We start from the raw sequence: 16,955 nt of genomic DNA on the forward strand, positions 1-16,955 counted from the left end.
GGAAAGAACACGGACCGCCCAGGATCCGGCGCGTGCCACGAAGAGCGCGCGCCGAACCCCAGGGCTCAGGCCTCCACCCGCCTCTTCGGAGGCAGCGGAACGAAGCCGCTGGTCCGCCGGACGTACTCGGCGTACCCAGGGCGACGCGACACGATGTCCTTCTCCAGCAACGGCTTGCCGCTGCCCTTCGCGAGCAGCCACGTCATGACCACCGGACCGATGATCGTGAGCGCGGCGACCCACGAGTGCAACGCGAACAGGTACAGGCCCCACCAGACGACCGAGTCGCCGAAGTAGTTGGGGTGCCTCGTGTAGCGCCACAACCCGCGGTCCATCACGGCGCCCTTGTTCGCCGGGTCCGCGCGGAACCGGGAGAGCTGCCAGTCACCCACTGCCTCGAACACGAAGCCGACCACCCACACGCCAGTGCCCACGAAATCTAGCACTCCGAACGGGGCCGAAAGGTGCTGCGCGGCCTGGACGGGCAGCGACACGATCCACATCAGCACGGCCTGCAGCAGGTAGACGCGGTACATCTTCAGGCGCGGATTTCCCTTGGCACGCCTCAGGATGTCCTGGTACCGCGGGTCCTCGTCCTTGCCTCTGTTGCGCGAGTGGATGTGCACGCCCAGGCGCAGACCCCACACGACGGTGAGCGCGGTGATGATCCACTGCCGAGTCGGTTCGCCCTCCGCGAACAGCAGCGTGATCACCGCGATCACGGCGAAGCCGGGGCCCCACACGGAGTCGATCAGGTCGTAGCGCTTGCGTGAGTCCGCGTACAGGAACAGTCCGCTGAGCAACAAGAGGACCGCGACGAAGCTGATCAGGAAGCTCATCGGGCGACCAGCTCACGGCGCACGCGCGGCATGCCGCTGCGCCCGGTCTCGCTCCTGCGGACCGCGAGGATCTGGTCGACGCCCATCCGCCCCTCCTCGAACGTCAGCGCGCCGCCGGCGAGGTACAGCCGCCAGACGCGCGCCTGTCCCTCCCCGACCAGTGCGACGACCTCGTCCCAGCGTTCCTCGAGGGTCTGCGCCCACGCGCGCACGGTCCACACGTAGTGCTCGCGCAGCGCGTGCACGTCGCGGATCTCCAGGCCGGCGCCCTCGAGGAAGGCGGTCGTCTGGCTGACCGGCCGCATGTGCATGTCCGGGGCGACGTACGACTCGATGAACGCCCCGCCGCCGGGCGCGTTGCGTCCGCGGGACATCTGCTGCAGCAGCAGGCGCCCCTCGGGCTTGAGCAGCCGGTGCAGCGTCGAGGCGTACTCCGGGTAGTTGCTCTCGCCGACGTGCTCGCCCATCTCGATCGTGGAGATCGCGTCGAACGGCTCGTCGCGCACCTCGCGGTAGTCCTGCAGCCGCACCTCGACGCGGCCGGTGAGCCCTTCGGCCTCGATCCGGCCGAGGATGTGCTCGCGCTGCTGGGCGGAGATCGTCACGCCCGTCGCGTGCACGCCGTAGTGCTTCGCGGCGTGGATGATCATCGAACCCCACCCGCAGCCGACGTCGAGCAGGCGCATGCCCGGCTGCAGGCCGAGCTTGCGGCACACGAGGTCCAGCTTGTTGTGCTGCGCCTGCTCGAGCGGCTCGTCGCCGGACGTGAAGTACGCGCACGAGTAGGCCATGCTCGGGTCGAGCACGAGCTGGTAGAACGCGTTGCTCAGGTCGTAGTGGTGCGAAATGGCGTCCCGGTCGCGGCTCTTGGTGTGCAACGCGCCCCGCAGCCGCGCCTCCTCCTTGGGCGCGTCCGGGTTCGGGCCCAGCACCTTGAGCTTCACCGCGAGTTTCGCGACCTCCGAGATCCTGGGCCGCCGGGTGACGCCCCGCCGCACGAGCCCCCAGATCTCCGACAGCCCGGTCGCGAGGTCTCCCTCCACGTCGAGCTCCCCGCTCACGTACGCGCGCGCGAGACCCAGCTCGTTCGGGCTCCAGACGAGCCGCCGCAGCGCGTCCCGGGAGCGGATCACGAGCACCGTGCCGTCCTGCGGCCCGGCCGTGCTCCCGTCCCACGCCCGAAATCCGATCGGCACCGGCGCACCGAGCACCCTTTCGGCCATTCCCGCCAGCTGACCAGCGACGACCACCCTGCACCTCCTGCGTGACCTGACTCCCCCCGACGTTCGAGACGGGATGAGGTTCGGTTCGTTTCTGAACCGAGACGCAACCCCGCCCGTATGGCCTCGATAGAGCGAACGGATGGACGAGGAGGACATGAGTGTGATCCGACGTAACCGCATTGCCATCGGGCTCGCCGCGGGACTGGCAGTTGTGCTGGGTCTGGGTGTCTGGAGCGCCACGGGAAGTGGCCCGAGCAACTCGAAGCCGGTGGCACAGACCGAAACCGACCTGGGCGTCCTCGGTGACTACGGCGACGTGGGTCAGCCCCCGGTACTCCAGGAACCCGCGCAGGCTCCCGAAGCGCCCGTGCAGCAGCAGGCTCCGGAGACCCCGGTCGCGCAGCCCCCGGCGGCGCAGCCCCCCGCAGCAGCACCGGTCAGCACGCTGAGGCTGGTCGGCAAGGCCGTGGACAAGATGGGCCAGGTCGTCCAGGACGGCGATGGCCGCACCCTCTACCGCTTCGACAAGGACGTCCCGAAGCCCGAGGGCAAGTCCAACTGCAACGACCAGTGCGCGGTGACCTGGCCGCCGATGCTGTCGGACACGATTCCGCAGCTGGAAGGCGTCGACTCGAAGCTGGTCTCGCTGATCACCCGCGCTGACGGCAAGAAGCAGGTCGCCATCGACGGCTGGGGCCTCTACACGTACTCGAAGGACCCGGCGCCGGGCAAGTGGGCCGGCCAGGGCATCGGCGGCACGTGGTTCGTGATCCAGCCCAACGGCAAGCGCAACGTCGAGTGCCTCCCGCCCGGTGTGACGGCCCCCGCCGCGTAACCCCCCACAGATCCCGTTAGGACGGTCCATCTGAGAGACACATCACCCTGACACGGTGAAACCCCGGCCCTGGGGAAGGGGCCGGGGTTCCCGTCGTTTCGCTCCAGGGACGCAAAGCCGAAGGGGCGCCACCGAAATCCCGGTGGCGCCCCTTCGTCGTCCCAACCTCAGAGGGTCGAGTACAGCGGGTGCTTCGCCGCCAGCACCTCGACGCGCGCACGCAGCTCGTCGATCGCCGCGTTCGGCTTCAGGGCCTCCGCGATCACGTCGGCGACCTCGGTGAAGTCCACCTCGCCGAACCCGCGGGTCGCGAGCGCCGGCGTGCCGATCCGCAGCCCGGACGTCACCATCGGCGGGCGCGGGTCGTTCGGAACGGCGTTGCGGTTGACCGTGATGCCGATCTGGTGCAGCACGTCCTCGGCCTGCTTGCCGTCGAGCTCGGAGTTCACCAGGTCGACGAGCACCAGGTGCACGTCGGTGCCACCGGTCAGCACCTTCACCCCGGCGTCGGCCACGTCGGACCGCGACAGGCGCTCGGCGAGGATCCGCGCGCCCTCCAGCGTCCGGCGCTGGCGGTCGGCGAACTCGGGCGAGGCGGCGTGCTTGAACGCCACGGCCTTGCCCGCGATCACGTGCTCCAGCGGCCCGCCCTGCTGGCCGGGGAACACCGCCGAGTTGATCTTCTTGGCGATGTCCGCCTCGTTCGACAGGATCACGCCACCACGAGGACCGCCCAGCGTCTTGTGCGTGGTCGTCGTCGTCACGTGCGCGTGCGGCACGGGCGACGGGTGCAGACCGGCGGCGACGAGGCCGGCGAAGTGCGCCATGTCGACCATCAGGTAGGCCTCGACCGAGTCCGCGATGCGGCGGAACTCGGCGAAGTCCAGCTGACGCGGGTAGGCGGACCAGCCCGCGACGATCAGCTTGGGACGGTGCTCGGTGGCCAGGCGCTCGACCTCGGCCATGTCGACGCGGCCGTCGCCGTCCGAGACGTGGTACGGCACGACGTTGTAGAGCTTGCCGGAGAAGTTGATGCGCATGCCGTGCGTCAGGTGGCCGCCGTGCGCGAGGTCCAGGCCCAGGATCGTGTCGCCGGGCTGGAGCAGCGCGAACATCGCGGCCGCGTTGGCCTGCGCGCCGGAGTGCGGCTGGACGTTCGCGAAGCCGGCGCCGAAGAGCGACTTGACGCGCTCGATGGCGAGGCGCTCGACGACGTCGACGTGCTCGCAGCCGCCGTAGTAGCGGCGGCCGGGGTAGCCCTCCGCGTACTTGTTGGTCAGGACGGAGCCCTGGGCCTGGAGCACCGAGACGGGCGTGAAGTTCTCCGAGGCGATCATCTCGAGAGTGCCCTGCTGGCGTGCCAGCTCGGCCGCAACGGCCTCGGCCACCTCGGGGTCGTACTCCGCGAGGGAAGCGTTGAACTGGTCGGACATCTGGAAGATCTCCCTACTTGGCGCGCTTGTAGAACGGAAGTGCGACGACCTCGACCGGCTGCTTCTTGCCGCGGACGTCGACCAGCAACTGGGTGCCGGGCTCGGCACTCGCCTTGGTCACGTAGGCCATGGCGACGGAGTAGCCGAGGGTCGGGGACAGCGCGCCCGACGTCACCTCGCCCACGACCTCGTCGCCGTTGAGGACCGCGTAGCCGTGACGCGGGGCGCGGCGCTCGGGGGTCTTCAGTCCGACCAGGACCGAGTCCACACCGGACTCGGCGACCTTGGTCAGCGCGTCGCGGCCCACGAAGTCGCCCGGCTTGTCGAGCTTCACGACCCGGCCCAGGTTCGCGTTGTACGGCGTGAGCGACGTCGTGAGCTCGTTGCCGTACAAGGGCATCCCGGCTTCGAGGCGCAGCGTGTCGCGGCAGCCGAGACCGCACGGCTTGAGCTCGTGCGCCTCACCGGCGGTCAGCAGCGCCGCCCAGACGGCGGGCGCGTCGGCGGGCGCGACGAAGAGCTCGAAGCCCTCCTCACCGGTGTAGCCGGTGCGGGCGAGCAGCGCGTCGACGCCGGCCACGGTGGACGGGTACGACGCGTAGTACTTGACCGTCGACAGGTCCGTCTCGGTCAGGCCGGACAGGATCTCGACCGACTTCGGGCCCTGGATCGCGATCAACGCGTAGTCGGTCGACCTGTCGGTGACGACGGTGTCGAAACCGGAGGCGCGTTCGACCAGGGCCTCAGCCACCACCGCAGCGTTGGAGGCGTTCGCGACGACCATGTACTCCTGGTCGCCCAGGCGGTACACGATCAGGTCGTCGACCACACCGCCGTCGGCCTGGGTGATCATCGTGTAGCGGGCCTTGCCCACGGCCAGCGCCGAGATGTGGCCGACGAGCGCGAAGTCGAGGGCCTCACCCGCCTGCGGACCGGTCAGGACGATCTCACCCATGTGCGTGAGGTCGAACAGGCCCGCGGTCTGGCGCACCGCGTGGTGCTCCGCGAGTTCGGACGAGTAGCGCAGCGGCATCCGCCAGCCCGCGAAGTCGGTGAACATCGCGCCGAGCTGCTCGTGCTCGGCGTTCAGAGGCGTGAGGCGGGACATCAGAACGCTCCTCCAGGGTGCGCCAAAGAGCCGGACGTGGCCGGCTGAGGCATCAGAAGAATGACACGGTCCATCGGAGACTCCTCACCAGAGCGAGCCTCCCCCTCTGTCATGAGCCTGAGAGCTTCACCACCGCAGTGGTTTGCACCGTGGGCGAGGCTGCCGAGCAGCCTGCTTTTCAGAGTTGCCTTCGTCGCGCGGTACCTGTACCTGAGAGATTCCGGGGAGGAGTTGCTCCTACGGTGCTCCCGCTGAAGGGAGCTCTCCCGCGCGACATCGACGGCCGTGTTCAGTTGGTAGCCCCAGACGCTAGCAGGCCAAACGTCACAGCGGGACGCCCTGCGCAGTCTTCTCGACCACCTTGCGCTCAGCCCAGAAGGACAGGAACGGGATCGTGCCGGCGAGCAGCACCAGCGCGGTGCCCTTGATCGACCAGCGCAGCTTCAGCGCGAGGTCGACGGAAAGCACCAGGTAGATGGCGTAGAGGAAGCCGTGGATCGGGCCCACGACCTTCATCGCGCCGCCCATGTCCGCCGCGTACTTGAGCACCATGGCCACGACCAGGAGCAGCAGGAAGACTCCGACCACGTAAGCCATGACCCTGAACCGGGTCAACGCACCCTTCATCTGCCCGCCTTCGCTCAACGACCGTCCCGCGCGTTGAGGTCCGCGAGCATGCGGTTGTAGGCCGCGAGCTCCGCGTCTTCGTCATCGTCGAAGTGTTCGACAGGCGCGGGTTTGACGGCGTCAACGGTACTGACCGGCTGGGGAGCCGGCGCAACCGGATCCTCGTCACGGCGCTGACGTGCCAGACGGCGGAACCGCCACACCATGAAGAGCGGGAAGAGACCGAAGAGCGGCCACTGGAGCACGTACCCGAGGTTCTGGAACGTGCCGCTGGCGGACTCGAAGCGCTGCCACTGCCACCACGCGAGCCCGCAACAGGCGACCAGCGCCGCCAGGCAGGCGAACGCGATCAGCACACGTTGGGGAGTAAGGAGGCCGCGCACGACCTCCACACTACTTGGGTGAGACCTCCGCGAAGAGGAGGCCACCCTGTGGGGTGTGAGGGCCTCAGCCCTCAGCGGAAAACGGCGCACGAACGTGGACGAACGAACGGTCGGCTAGCGCGCTCCGCACGAGCGCGCGTGCCCGTTCGACAAGTGGATACAGGGCTCCCGCCTCCGAGAGCCCGTCACCGAACTACGCCACGCCGTCCCGGCGCTGCCTCTGCAGACGAGCAACGCACCAGGCCGCGGCGGAGCCACGACGAAGGTGCTGGAGAACCGTCATCGGTCCCAGGCGCCTCCCGAGATCGGCAGGGGACAGGCCGGCCGCGCGGTAGTCGAGCGCGCGCTGGTCCAACGGGCTGATGCCCGCGTCCCACCACTGCTCGGCCTCGGCGACGTCGCCCACCAGCTGCCAGTAGCTCGCCGCGGCGGCGAGCAGTGCCTCGGGTGCCTCCGGCGCCCGCTTGCGCATCGCGGCCACGTAGGCCGGATCCGCAGAGTCGACCTTGACCAAGCCACGCGACCCGCTCCTGCCTCCCCGCTGCACGGGGATGCCTGGCGCCGAGGGGGGAGCCTCCGCGAGCCATGCGTTCTTGATCCGGTTCACCTCCTGCATCTCTGCGTCATCAGACCGTTCAGCCGCCCACTGCTGCAACAGCTCGTGGACCCCGGAGTCCTCGACCATATGTGCCTCCTCGTCGGTCGGGGATCGGCCATTGCAGCGGAAGGTATTCGGTAGGTCTGACAATCGCCAGACCCTGAATCACCAGAACACCCGTTACCAGTGCGTGATTGGCCGCATTCCACCCGTCCGGCTCAACGCAGATGGCCGAGGATCACCGTCCGTCACTAGCTGAGCGGGGTGGCCGTCCCGAAGAGGCTCCTGATGAAGGTGATGATCGACTCCGCTCCGTCCCGCAGCCAGCCGAGAGCCGTCTGGACCGCCGAAGCGGACTCCTCGGGCCGGGTGATCAGGAGGAACAGCACCAGCGCGACGCCCGCCAGCACTAGCACCTTCTTGAGGTTCACAGGTACCTCTCCGTCCGTGTGGTTCACCGGTCGGGCGGCTGGCCGCCCGTGTCACCCGTCATGGTCCCTCATTCACCCGGCCGATGAACAACGACCACGCCAAACTCCTCCCAGGTTCTGCCAGCGGCACACGCCTGCACGGCGGCCAACGTCACCCGAATGGCGGCTAAAGAGGGGCGTCAACAGCGCCGATGTCCTGGGCACGAGGTGAACACGAACCCCTCGCATCCCACAGCTTGGAAGAGAGACTGTTGCACCGGGCCTCACCCGGATGCCGAACGTGTCCCATCACGCACCGTCACGCCTTCGTGGCGCAATTAATGCGCACCCGAACATTCATCCAATTACTCCAGACCGCCGCAGTTCCACAATGCGGTCGTCCGCCACACCCATGTCGGCAAGCACTTCCCCGGTGTTCGTCCCGACCGGGACCGGCGGCGTCGGAACCGCCGCGGGAGTGCGGTCGAACCGCGGGGCCGGCGCGGGGTGCAGCGCCCCGGCGACGTCCACGAACGAGTCGCGGGCCGCGTTGTACGGATGACGCGCCGCCTCGGCCGGGGTGAGCACCGGCGCCAGGCACGCGTCCGTGTCCAGCGCGAGGCCGGCCCACTCGTCCCGCGTCCGCGTCTTCACCGCCGCCGCGATGCGTTCCCGCAGCTCGGGCCAGTTCGCCGGGTCGTTGCGCGAGGGCGCGTCCTGCAGCCCCAGCACGCGGACCAGGTCGGCGTAGAACTTCTCCTCCAGCGCGCCGACGGCCACGTACTGCCCGTCCGCGGCCTCGTAGACGTCGTAGAACGGCACTCCGCCGTCGAGCATGTTCTCGCCGCGGCCGCCCTGCCACATGCCCGCCGAGCGCATCCCGTGCAGGAACGTCGTCAGCAACGCGGCCCCGTCGACCATGGCCGCGTCGACCACCTGGCCACGTCCGGAGCGTTCCCGTTCGTACAGCGCGGCGAGCACACCGAGGGCCAGCAGCAGCCCTCCCCCGCCGAAGTCGCCGAGCAGGTTGATCGGGAACGACGGCGGCCCGCCGGCGCGTCCCAGTGGCTCCAGCGCGCCCGCGACGGCGATGTAGTTGATGTCGTGCCCGGCGCGGTCGGACAGCGGCCCGTCCTGACCCCAGCCGGTCATCCGCCCGTAGATGAGGCGCGGGTTGCGGGCGAGGCACTGCGCCGGCCCGATGCCCAGCCGTTCGGTGACGCCCGGCCGGAAGCCCTCGACGAGCACGTCGGAGCGTTCGACGAGCCGCAGCACCAGTTCGGCACCCTCCGGCTTGCGGGTGTCGATCGCGATCGAGCGACGGTTGCGGCCGAGGAAGTCGCCGGGGATGGTCTGCACGCTCCCCGGCTTGTGCACCTGGACCACGTCCGCGCCCAGGTCGGCCAGCACCATGCACGCGAACGGCGCGGGCGCGAGGCCCGCGAGCTCGACGACGCGAAGTCCCGCCAGGGGCCCGCTCCCAGAAGGGGTGCTCACAGGGACCTCGCGATGATTTCCTTCATGATCTCGTTCGTGCCGCCGTAGATCCGCTGCACGCGGGCGTCTGACCAGGCACGTGCGATCGGGTACTCGTTCATGTAGCCGTAGCCGCCGAAGAGCTGCACGCACTCGTCGACGACCTTGCTCAGCCGGTCGCTGGCCCACCACTTCGCCATGGCGGCGGTCGGCACGTCGAGCTCGCCCTTCAGGTGCTTCTCAATGCACTCGTCGATGAACGCCCTGGTCACAGCAGCCTCGGTGGCGCACTCGGCGAGCTTGAACCGGGTGTTCTGGAACTTGATCAGCTCCTTGCCGAACGCCTTGCGGTCCTTCACGTACGACAACGTGAGGTCGACGGCCGCTTCGATGCCCGCGATGCAGCAGACGCCGATGATCAGGCGTTCCTGCGGCAGCTGCTGCATGAGCTGGACGAACCCGAGGCCCTCCTGCCCGCCCAGCAGGTTCGCGGCGGGCACGCGGACGTCGTCGAAGAACAGCTCGGCGGTGTCCTGCCCCTTCATGCCGACCTTGTCGAGCACGCGGCCGCGCCGGATGTCGTTCTCCACGACGAGCAGCGAGATGCCGGTGGCGCCCTGCGCCGGGTCGGTCTTGGCCACGACGATCACCAGGTCGGCGTGCACGCCGTTGGTGATGAACGTCTTCGAGCCGTTGATGACGTACTCGTCGCCGTCCTTGATGGCCTTCGTGCGGATGCCCTGGAGGTCGGAGCCCGCGCCCGGTTCGGTCATCGCGATCGCGCCGACGTACTCGCCGGAGGCGAGCTTGGGCAGCCAGCGCTGCTTCTGCTCCTCCGTGCCGTAGGAGTTGAGGTAGTGGGCGACGATGCCGCTGTGGACGCTGTTGCCCCACGCGCTGTCGCCTGCCCGTGCCTGCTCCTCGAGCAACACGGCCTCGTGCGCGAACGTGCCGCCGCCCCCGCCGTACTCCTCGGGGATGCTCAGGCACAGCAGTCCGAGCTCACCGGCCTTGCGCCAGAGTTCGCGGTCGACCTGCTTCTGCTCCGCGAAGCGTTCGGCGTTCGGCGTGACCTCCTTCTCGAAGAACGTGCGCGCGAGCTGCCGCAACTGGTCCAGGTCGCTGTCCATCCACCGCGATCGACGCTCTGCCATGCGGTCCACGAAACCACCGGGCGGTGATCCACGCCATGACCGCCGCGCCACTCCGACCCGGAAAAACTGAGCGAAATTCCCACCCCGTCGTACAGACTGGCCGGTATGGAGATCCATCAGGTCGCGCCGGACGAGTGGCGGCTGTGGCGCGACATCCGCCTGGAGGCGCTGTCCAGCGACCCCGAGGAGTTCGGGTCGACGCTGGCCGTCGAGCAGGAGTTCGACGAGGCCGAGTGGCGCGAGCGCGCCGCGGAGGGCCTGAAGGTCGTCGCGCTCGACGACGACCCCGTCGCCTTGGTCGCGGCCACCGCGAAGCCCGAGGGGCTCTACCTCTACTCGATGTGGGTGCGGCCCTCCCACCGCGGCCGCGGGCTCGGGGAAGGGCTGCTCAAGGCCGTTCTGGCGTGGGCGGTGCAGGAGGGCTGGAAGGTCGTCCGGCTGCGCGTGTGGGTGGACAACCTGCCTGCTCGCAGGCTCTACAAGAGGCTCGGGTTCGTCGACACGGAGGATCCCGAGTACCTCCAGCTCGCGGTGAGCTAATCGGTCACCCTTCGCGGTCATGGCCAGCTCCCGCACGCGGGCCTAGCGTGGTGTCATGAGCGAAGCCTTGATCTTCGACGCGGTGCGCACGCCGCGCGGCAAGGGGAAGCGCGGGTCGCTGCACAGCGTCAAGCCCGTGGATCTGGCCGCCGGTGTGCTGCGCGCGCTGTCCGAACGCAACTCCCTCGACACCTCCGCGGTGGACGACGTCGTGTTCGGCGTGGTCTCCCCGCTCGGCGAGCAGGGCGGCGACATCGCCCGCACGGCGGTGCTGGCCGCGGGGTGGGACCAGCGTCCCGCCGGCGTGCAGCTCAACAGGTTCTGCGCGTCCGGGCTCGAGTCGGTGAACCTCGCCGCGGCCAAGGTCGCGTCCGGGTTCGAGGACCTCGTGGTGGCGGGTGGCGTCGAATCGATGTCGCGCGTGCCGATGGGGTCCGACGGTGGTGCGTGGGCGATCGACCCCGCCACCAACTTCGACCTGTCGTTCGTGCCGCAGGGCGTCTCGGCCGACCTGATCGCGACGCTCGAGGGCTTCTCCCGCACGGACGTCGACGAGTGGGCCGCCCGGTCGCACGCCCGCGCGTTCGAGGCGCAGAAGAACGGCTGGTTCGAGCGGTCCGTCGTGCCGGTCGTGGACCAGAACGGCACGGTGGTGCTCAAGGAGGACGAGACGATCCGTCCCGAGTCCACCGTGGAGTCCCTGGGCAGGCTCAAGCCGAGCTTCCAGTTCCACGGCGACCTCGGCTACGACACCGTCGCGATCGACCGCTACCCCACCGTCGAGCGCATCAGCCACGTGCACACGCCGGGCAACTCGTCGCAGATCGTCGACGGCTCCGCGGCGATGCTGATCGGTTCGGCGGCCGCCGGCAAGGCCCTCGGCCTGACCGCGCGCGCCCGCATCGTGTCCGTCGCGGTCGTGGGCACCGAGCCGACGATCATGCTGACCGGGCCGGCGCCGTCCGCGCGCAAGGCGCTGGACAAGGCGGGCCTCTCGGTCGAGGACATCGACCTGTTCGAGGTCAACGAGGCGTTCTCGTCGGTCGTGCTGAAGTTCCTGCGGGACATGGACGTCCCCGAGGACAAGGTCAACGTCAACGGCGGCGCGATCGCGCTGGGCCACCCGCTCGGCGCCACCGGCTGCATGATCCTGGGCACGCTCCTGGACGAGCTGGAGCGCCGGGACCTGCGCCGGGGCCTCGCCACGCTGTGCGTGGGCGGCGGCATGGGTATCGCGACGATCATCGAGAGGGTCTGAGATGCCTTTCCACTACGACAAGGACTCAGACGGCGTCGTCACCCTGACGATGGACATGTCCGGCTCCGCCAACGTCATGAACGACGAGTACCGCGAGCTGATGGGCGACGCCGTCTCGAAGCTCGAGGGCGACGAGATCACCGGCGTGATCATCACGTCCGGCAAGAAGACGTTCTTCGCCGGCGGCGACCTGAACGTGCTCATCGCGATCACGCCGGAGAACGCCTCGCAGGCGCTGGAAGGCGTCGAGGAGCTCAAGTCGCAGCTGCGGCGCCTGGAGAAGCTCGGCAAGCCGGTCGTGGCGGCGATCAACGGGACCGCGTTGGGTGGCGGCTTCGAGATCGCACTCGCCGCGCACCGCCGGATCGTGCTGAACGACAACAAGATCCGCGTCGGTCTGCCCGAGGCGACGCTGGGCCTGCTGCCCGGCGGTGGCGGCGTCACGCGCATGGTGCGGCTGCTCGGCGTGCAGAAGGCGTTGCCGTTGCTCATGGAGGGCAAGCAGCTGCGGCCGGAACGCGCGCTGCAGGCCGGAATCGTGCACCAGATCGTGGAGACGCGCGAGGAGCTGATCTCCGAGGCCCTCGCGTGGATCAAGGCGAACCCGGCGCCGTCGCAGCCGTGGGACGTGCAGGGCGCGGGCGTGCCGGACCTCAAGTTCGGCGACCCCAACAGCTACGGCCTCCTCGCCGCCGCTCCCGCCGTGCTGAGCAAGAAGTCGCACGGCACCTACCCGGCGCCGGAGAAGATCATGGCGACGGCGGTCGAGGGCGCCTACGTCGACTTCGACACGGCGTTGAAGATCGAGGGCCGCTACTTCGTGGAACTGGCCTCCGGTCAGGTCTCCAAGAACATGATCACGGCGTTCTGGTTCAACCTCAACGAGGTCAACGGCCGCGCGTCCGCCACGGGCAAGCGCGTGACCAAGCTGGGCGTGCTGGGCGCGGGCATGATGGGCGCCGGAATCGCCGAGGTGTCCGCGAAGGCGGGCATCGAGGTCGTCCTGAAGGACGTCAGCCTCGAAGGCGCCCAGAAGGGCGCTCAGGGCCTGGAGGGCATCACCCCGACCGACTCCGACGACGACCTCGCGGGCTGCGACCTGATCATCGAGGCCGTCTTCGAGAACCGCGAGCTCAAGAACAAGGTGCTGCCCGCTGCCGAAGCGAAGGCGTTGGGAGACGCCGTGATCGCGTCCAACACCTCGACGCTGCCGATCACCGGCCTCGCCTCCGCGGTGACGGCGCCGGAGCGGTTCATCGGCCTGCACTTCTTCTCGCCCGTGCCGAAGATGCGGCTCGTGGAGATCATCCGCGGCGAGAAGACCTCCGAGGAGACCCTCCAGCGCGCGCTGGACTACGTGCGGCAGATCGGGAAGACGCCGATCGTGGTCAACGACTCGCGCGGCTTTTACACCTCGCGGACGTTCGGCACGTACGTGATCGAGGCGATCACGATGCTGGCCGAGGGCGTGGCACCGGCGTTGATCGAGAACGTCGCCAAGAAGTCCGGCATGGCCGTCGGCCCGCTGGCGGTGTCGGACGAGGTGACGCTGTCGCTGCAGCTGAAGATCCACGACCAGACGCTCGCCGACGACCCGTCGCTCGTGTCGGAAAGCCCGGCGTACGACCTGATCCGCGAGCTGGTGTCGTTGGGCCGCAGCGGGAAGTCGACCGGCGCGGGCTTCTACGAGTACCCCTCGGACGGGTCGAAGAAGTTCCTGTGGCCCGAGCTCACCACCCGGTACGCGAAGGCCGACGCGGGCGTGTCCGAGCAGGACGTGCGCGACCGGCTGCTGTTCGTGCAGTCGCTGGAGACCGTGCGGTGCCTGGACGAGGGCGTGCTGACGTCCGTGGCGGACGCGAACATCGGCTCGATCTTCGGGTTCGGCTTCGCGCCGTGGAGCGGCGGCACGCTGCAGTTCATCAACTCCTACGGCGTGCAGGCGTTCGTGGAGCGCGCGGACTACCTCGCCGACACGTACGGGGAGCGGTTCCGTCCCCCGGCATCGCTGCGGGAGCGCGACAAGTTCTAGGTCCTAGGCGCGGTAAGAGCCGGGTGAAGATCCGGTCCACCGCTTGAAGGCCCGGTGGAAGGCGCTCGCCTCGGAGAACCCGAGGCGCAGCGCCAACTCCTCCACCGACTCCCCGCCCCGCACCAGCGAGGCCACCGCCTGGTCGCGCAGCAGCTGCTCGCGCACCTCGCGGAACGACGTCCCCTCGGCCGCCAGCCTCCGTCGCAACGTGGGCGCCGAGACCCCCAGCTGCGCCGCCACGGCCTCCAGCCCCGTCACCCCGCGCCCGAGCAGCCGCCGCACGTGCCCCGCCGTGTCCGCGCCGTGGTCCCGGCGCGACAACAGGTCCGCCGGCGAGTGCCGCAGGAACCGCCGCAGCGCCGCCTCGTCCTGCACGACCGGCATGTGCAGGAACTTCGGGTCGAACGTGATCGCCGTGGCAGGCGCGCCGAACCGCAGCGGGCACCCGAAGATCAGGTGGTACTCGGCGGCGTGCGCCGGTTCCGGGTAGCCGAACTCCGCGCTCTGCAAGGGGATGCGGCGACCGATGAGCCACGACGAGAAGCGGTGCCACAGCACGAGGAGCGACTCGGTCAGGAAGTGGTCGGGGTCGCCGGGGATGTGCAACGTGAAGCGGCCGCCGTCCAGTGACAACTCCAGCGGCTCGTCGAAGAGCGCGTAGAAGGCGAGACCGCGCTTGAGGGCCGCATCGAGGTCCGGGCAGTGCACGGCGAGCAGGCACATCATGGCGAACGTGCCGCGCTTCGACGGCCGCGGCCCGAAGCCCATGAACTCGTCGTCGAGGACTTCCCAGAGAGTCTGGATGAACTTCGTGTACTGAGCGGGCGTGACGCGCGCACGGTCGTCCGCGAGAAGGCTCGGGGGAATGCCGGCACCGTGCAGCACCGCAGACGGCTCCGGGCACGCGCGGAGCGCCGCACGCACGTAGTGGATCGCCACTGTCCTGGTGTGCACGAACCACAGTAAACGCCACCGGCGGTGGCGCGGCTCCGGGGAGAGTTGGAGCCGCGTCACCGCCGCAGTGGGCCCACCCAGTGAGCCGTACTCCTCGCCAACGGGGCTTCCGCACGCCCATCGGCAAGGGACGTCGTGGTGTTCGTTCACGTTAACGCTATGTGGTCTAGACCAGGAAAGTCAATAGTGCGAATAGAGCACTCGGGCGCGCATGTTTCAGGCTTGTTCCAGTGGCGCTACGGCGAAGCCGGCGCTGAACCTCTTGCACCAGATCACCACACTTCGAATGGTGGACACGTCCACCCCCGCGGGAATTTCGTACACCTGGTCCCCTCGGTTCCCCTTCAACTTGCCGAGGCTGGTGAATCCCTCGCCAAACGTTTTCTCCGGCGAACTCGACGCGTGCGGGGACAGGTAAACGTACAGGTCAGGCCCATCGCTGGTCTCCAGCGAAGCGAACTGGACCGAATGCCCGCCACCCGGCAACGAGATGAGGCTCGCCTTGCCCGTGGTCGCGTGCTCGAGCGAACGCCACTGCCCCACCGCGACCTCCTGCGGCGTTTCGGCAGACGCCTCGGCACTCGCCTCTGCGGAGGCCGAAGCAGCCGCGGGAGCGGTCGTGGAGATCGGCGCGGGAGGCACCAGCAACGCGTCCCGCGTTTCGCGAACCGTGAGCAGCCGCCACGGCTGGAACAGGTACAACCCCACTCCGAGCGCGACGACCAGGAAAACTGAGACGGGAATCAGGAAACGGCGACTGCGCATACCGAAAATACTGGCCCAAACCGGACCGAAAAGAGCTTACGGAGTTGTTAGGGTGCCGCCGTGGCGACACAGGCGAGGATCGGCCAGGCCGTGCTCGGCGTCCTGATGGTCGGCTGCGCGCTGACAGGACTCTTCCCCAGACCCGTCCCCCTCCTCTTCGCCATCGCAGCGGTGGGCACCGCCAACGCCGCGTTCCCCCTCATGCGCACGTTCGGCTCAGCCCTGCTGGGCGGCGTGGCAGCCGCCTCCATCGCCCTCTCCTCGGTCCCTTTCGTCACCTGCTCCACGGAACGCTTCACCGAGGTGTTCACCTGCTCGGGTGACGCTCCGACGTGGCATCTGACCGGAACCGTGCTGGTGGCAGGCCTTTCCGGGGCCAGTCTGGTGCTCGCCCGGATCACAGTTCAGTGACGGCAACCACTCAACCGGGGCCACCGGGGAGCCGATAAGGCATCCAGACGAACGTTCTCCGCAACCGGCCCACCCGGTACTGTGCCGGGAGTGATCGTCCGACTTCACACCGTGAGCATCTAGAGGAGGACCGCTGTGCGCGCACTGTGGGCCGCAGGTGGTTCCGCTGTGCTCGGGTCAGCGTTGCTCGGCGTGCTGGTAGGCATGGCATTCCACGGAGCAGCAGGCGAAGACCCGCTGAGCAGACCACCGGCCACCCCGATCACGTCCACCACGAGCACCACCCAGCCGAGCTCGACGGAGAGCTCGACGCAGGACAACAGCAGCACACCCCCCAGCTCGAGCAGCACCCCCCAGAGCACGCAGCAAAGCCCGAAGAAGACCACCCCACCCCCAGCGGCGACGAACCAGGAACAACAGCCCCCGTCAACGCCGGCACAAACGACGACGCCACCGCCGTCCTCGTCGGGTTGGCCGTGCAGCCCCCTGAACCCGCTGCCACCCCCCACCTGCAAGAACCTGGGCAACTAGCTCACGCGCGCAGGCTCACGCAGAGGTACCCCGCGATTTCGGCTCCCCCGCGACCCAGGCTAGCCACGAGGTCCGACAGTCCCGGCGAGTGAATCAAGAGCAGCGGCAAGGGCACCCACCAGCGCACGACCCCGAGGGCAAGCCCACCCCAGCGATGGCGAAGCCGAGCAGTCCGATGGCGAAGCCGAGCAGTCCGATGGCGAAGCCGAGCAGTCCTGAGCACACGAACCTGGCGGTGGTGGCTCCCCCGTCTAGCGCTCCGATGCCGTTGCCGCGCTCGAGAGGGGGTGTCAAACGGACACGCTCTTCGTCCGTTTGACACCCCCTCTCGAGTGTGGCTGCCTCGCGAGCGCTGGACGGGGGAGCCACCACCGCAGA

18 protein-coding genes and 2 riboswitches are annotated in these 16,955 nt (G+C 68.9%); of the genes, 5 read left to right on the top strand and 13 right to left on the bottom strand.

What is annotated here, in order from left to right; genetic code table 11:
• Positions 1-65: 65 nt before the first annotated feature.
• A complete protein-coding gene (locus tag IE307_RS30020) occupies positions 66-839 on the bottom strand; it encodes a DUF1295 domain-containing protein (RefSeq protein WP_191302742.1) in 774 nt (257 codons plus the stop codon).
• The gene (locus IE307_RS30025) at positions 836-2,062 is read right to left on the bottom strand and encodes a class I SAM-dependent methyltransferase (protein WP_229905222.1); all 1,227 of its coding nucleotides are present in this window, start codon (positions 2,060-2,062) and stop codon (positions 836-838) included. Before IE307_RS30025 ends, IE307_RS30020 begins: the two co-directional genes overlap by 4 nt.
• A gap of 154 nt (positions 2,063-2,216) precedes the next feature.
• Between IE307_RS30025 and IE307_RS30030 the strand changes: the two genes are divergently transcribed.
• Positions 2,217-2,897: a COG4315 family predicted lipoprotein gene (locus IE307_RS30030; RefSeq protein WP_229905209.1), complete on the top strand. Its 681-nt coding sequence runs from the start codon at positions 2,217-2,219 to the stop codon at positions 2,895-2,897.
• Positions 2,898-3,064: 167 nt separating this feature from the next.
• Here IE307_RS30030 and glyA read toward each other — a convergent pair whose 3' ends face one another.
• The 8 genes from glyA to IE307_RS30070 form a co-directional block, all read right to left on the bottom strand.
• Positions 3,065-4,330: a serine hydroxymethyltransferase gene (gene glyA / locus IE307_RS30035; protein WP_191302745.1), complete on the bottom strand. Its 1,266-nt coding sequence runs from the start codon at positions 4,328-4,330 to the stop codon at positions 3,065-3,067.
• Between the two features lie 13 nt (positions 4,331-4,343).
• Positions 4,344-5,438 (bottom strand): glycine cleavage system aminomethyltransferase GcvT, encoded by a 1,095-nt coding sequence (gene gcvT, locus IE307_RS30040; protein WP_191302746.1) that lies wholly within the window; start codon positions 5,436-5,438, stop codon positions 4,344-4,346.
• A 99-nt stretch (positions 5,439-5,537) separates the two neighbouring features.
• Positions 5,538-5,625, bottom strand: a riboswitch (glycine riboswitch).
• Between the two features lies 1 nt (position 5,626).
• A riboswitch (glycine riboswitch) is annotated at positions 5,627-5,717 on the bottom strand.
• A 45-nt stretch (positions 5,718-5,762) separates the two neighbouring features.
• Positions 5,763-6,065: a DUF3817 domain-containing protein gene (locus IE307_RS30045; RefSeq protein WP_191302747.1), complete on the bottom strand. Its 303-nt coding sequence runs from the start codon at positions 6,063-6,065 to the stop codon at positions 5,763-5,765.
• Between the two features lie 14 nt (positions 6,066-6,079).
• Positions 6,080-6,448 (bottom strand): hypothetical protein, encoded by a 369-nt coding sequence (locus IE307_RS30050; RefSeq protein ID WP_229905210.1) that lies wholly within the window; start codon positions 6,446-6,448, stop codon positions 6,080-6,082.
• A gap of 193 nt (positions 6,449-6,641) precedes the next feature.
• Positions 6,642-7,133, bottom strand: a complete 492-nt coding sequence (locus tag IE307_RS30055; protein WP_090012227.1) for a transcriptional regulator — start codon at positions 7,131-7,133, stop codon at positions 6,642-6,644.
• Positions 7,134-7,297: 164 nt separating this feature from the next.
• The gene (locus IE307_RS30060; RefSeq protein ID WP_229905211.1) at positions 7,298-7,477 is read right to left on the bottom strand and encodes a hypothetical protein; all 180 of its coding nucleotides are present in this window, start codon (positions 7,475-7,477) and stop codon (positions 7,298-7,300) included.
• A gap of 336 nt (positions 7,478-7,813) precedes the next feature.
• A complete protein-coding gene (locus IE307_RS30065) occupies positions 7,814-8,953 on the bottom strand; it encodes a CaiB/BaiF CoA transferase family protein (protein ID WP_191302750.1) in 1,140 nt (379 codons plus the stop codon).
• On the bottom strand, positions 8,950-10,086 hold the full coding sequence (locus tag IE307_RS30070; protein WP_191302751.1) for an acyl-CoA dehydrogenase family protein: 1,137 nt from the start codon (positions 10,084-10,086) through the stop codon (positions 8,950-8,952). The genes IE307_RS30065 and IE307_RS30070 overlap by 4 nt, the downstream gene beginning before the upstream one ends.
• 105 nt (positions 10,087-10,191) lie before the next feature.
• On the opposite strand from IE307_RS30070, the gene IE307_RS30075 reads away from it, so the two are divergent.
• Genes IE307_RS30075 through IE307_RS30085 form a run of 3 tightly spaced genes read left to right on the top strand, consistent with a single transcriptional unit; the run spans position 10,192 to position 13,916 of the window.
• A complete protein-coding gene (locus IE307_RS30075) occupies positions 10,192-10,626 on the top strand; it encodes a GNAT family N-acetyltransferase (protein WP_191302752.1) in 435 nt (144 codons plus the stop codon).
• A 55-nt stretch (positions 10,627-10,681) separates the two neighbouring features.
• Positions 10,682-11,884, top strand: a complete 1,203-nt coding sequence (locus IE307_RS30080) for an acetyl-CoA C-acetyltransferase (protein ID WP_191302753.1) — start codon at positions 10,682-10,684, stop codon at positions 11,882-11,884.
• A gap of 1 nt (position 11,885) precedes the next feature.
• Positions 11,886-13,916, top strand: coding sequence for a 3-hydroxyacyl-CoA dehydrogenase NAD-binding domain-containing protein (locus tag IE307_RS30085; RefSeq protein ID WP_191302754.1), 2,031 nt, complete (start codon positions 11,886-11,888; stop codon positions 13,914-13,916).
• Between the two features lie 3 nt (positions 13,917-13,919).
• Here the strand turns inward: IE307_RS30085 and IE307_RS30090 are convergent, their stop codons facing one another.
• Complete coding sequence (locus IE307_RS30090; RefSeq protein ID WP_191302755.1) at positions 13,920-14,870, bottom strand: AraC family transcriptional regulator; 951 nt, start codon at positions 14,868-14,870, stop codon at positions 13,920-13,922.
• A 216-nt stretch (positions 14,871-15,086) separates the two neighbouring features.
• Complete coding sequence (locus tag IE307_RS30095; RefSeq protein ID WP_191302756.1) at positions 15,087-15,635, bottom strand: DM13 domain-containing protein; 549 nt, start codon at positions 15,633-15,635, stop codon at positions 15,087-15,089.
• A gap of 60 nt (positions 15,636-15,695) precedes the next feature.
• On the opposite strand from IE307_RS30095, the gene IE307_RS30100 reads away from it, so the two are divergent.
• On the top strand, positions 15,696-16,046 hold the full coding sequence (locus IE307_RS30100; protein ID WP_191302757.1) for a hypothetical protein: 351 nt from the start codon (positions 15,696-15,698) through the stop codon (positions 16,044-16,046).
• Positions 16,047-16,165: 119 nt separating this feature from the next.
• Here IE307_RS30100 and IE307_RS30105 read toward each other — a convergent pair whose 3' ends face one another.
• Positions 16,166-16,408: a hypothetical protein gene (locus tag IE307_RS30105; protein ID WP_191302758.1), complete on the bottom strand. Its 243-nt coding sequence runs from the start codon at positions 16,406-16,408 to the stop codon at positions 16,166-16,168.
• Positions 16,409-16,955 lie beyond the last annotated feature (547 nt).

Source organism: Lentzea cavernae (genome assembly GCF_014653695.1).
GTDB classification, from domain to species: domain Bacteria; phylum Actinomycetota; class Actinomycetes; order Mycobacteriales; family Pseudonocardiaceae; genus Lentzea; species Lentzea cavernae.

What these genes read in the sequence shown, in the direction of transcription:
- IE307_RS30020 (WP_191302742.1), bottom strand. Translation starts at nt 839, where the DNA reads ATGAGCTTCCTGATCAGCTTCGTCGCGGTCCTCTTGTTGCTCAGCGGA.
- IE307_RS30025 (WP_229905222.1), bottom strand. Translation starts at nt 2,062, where the DNA reads ATGGCCGAAAGGGTGCTCGGTGCGCCGGTGCCGATCGGATTTCGGGCG.
- IE307_RS30030 (WP_229905209.1), top strand. Translation starts at nt 2,217, where the DNA reads ATGAGTGTGATCCGACGTAACCGCATTGCCATCGGGCTCGCCGCGGGA.
- glyA (WP_191302745.1), bottom strand. Translation starts at nt 4,330, where the DNA reads ATGTCCGACCAGTTCAACGCTTCCCTCGCGGAGTACGACCCCGAGGTG.
- gcvT (WP_191302746.1), bottom strand. Translation starts at nt 5,438, where the DNA reads ATGTCCCGCCTCACGCCTCTGAACGCCGAGCACGAGCAGCTCGGCGCG.
- IE307_RS30045 (WP_191302747.1), bottom strand. Translation starts at nt 6,065, where the DNA reads ATGAAGGGTGCGTTGACCCGGTTCAGGGTCATGGCTTACGTGGTCGGA.
- IE307_RS30055 (WP_090012227.1), bottom strand. Translation starts at nt 7,133, where the DNA reads ATGGTCGAGGACTCCGGGGTCCACGAGCTGTTGCAGCAGTGGGCGGCT.
- IE307_RS30070 (WP_191302751.1), bottom strand. Translation starts at nt 10,086, where the DNA reads ATGGCAGAGCGTCGATCGCGGTGGATGGACAGCGACCTGGACCAGTTG.
- IE307_RS30075 (WP_191302752.1), top strand. Translation starts at nt 10,192, where the DNA reads ATGGAGATCCATCAGGTCGCGCCGGACGAGTGGCGGCTGTGGCGCGAC.
- IE307_RS30080 (WP_191302753.1), top strand. Translation starts at nt 10,682, where the DNA reads ATGAGCGAAGCCTTGATCTTCGACGCGGTGCGCACGCCGCGCGGCAAG.
- IE307_RS30085 (WP_191302754.1), top strand. Translation starts at nt 11,886, where the DNA reads ATGCCTTTCCACTACGACAAGGACTCAGACGGCGTCGTCACCCTGACG.
- IE307_RS30095 (WP_191302756.1), bottom strand. Translation starts at nt 15,635, where the DNA reads ATGCGCAGTCGCCGTTTCCTGATTCCCGTCTCAGTTTTCCTGGTCGTC.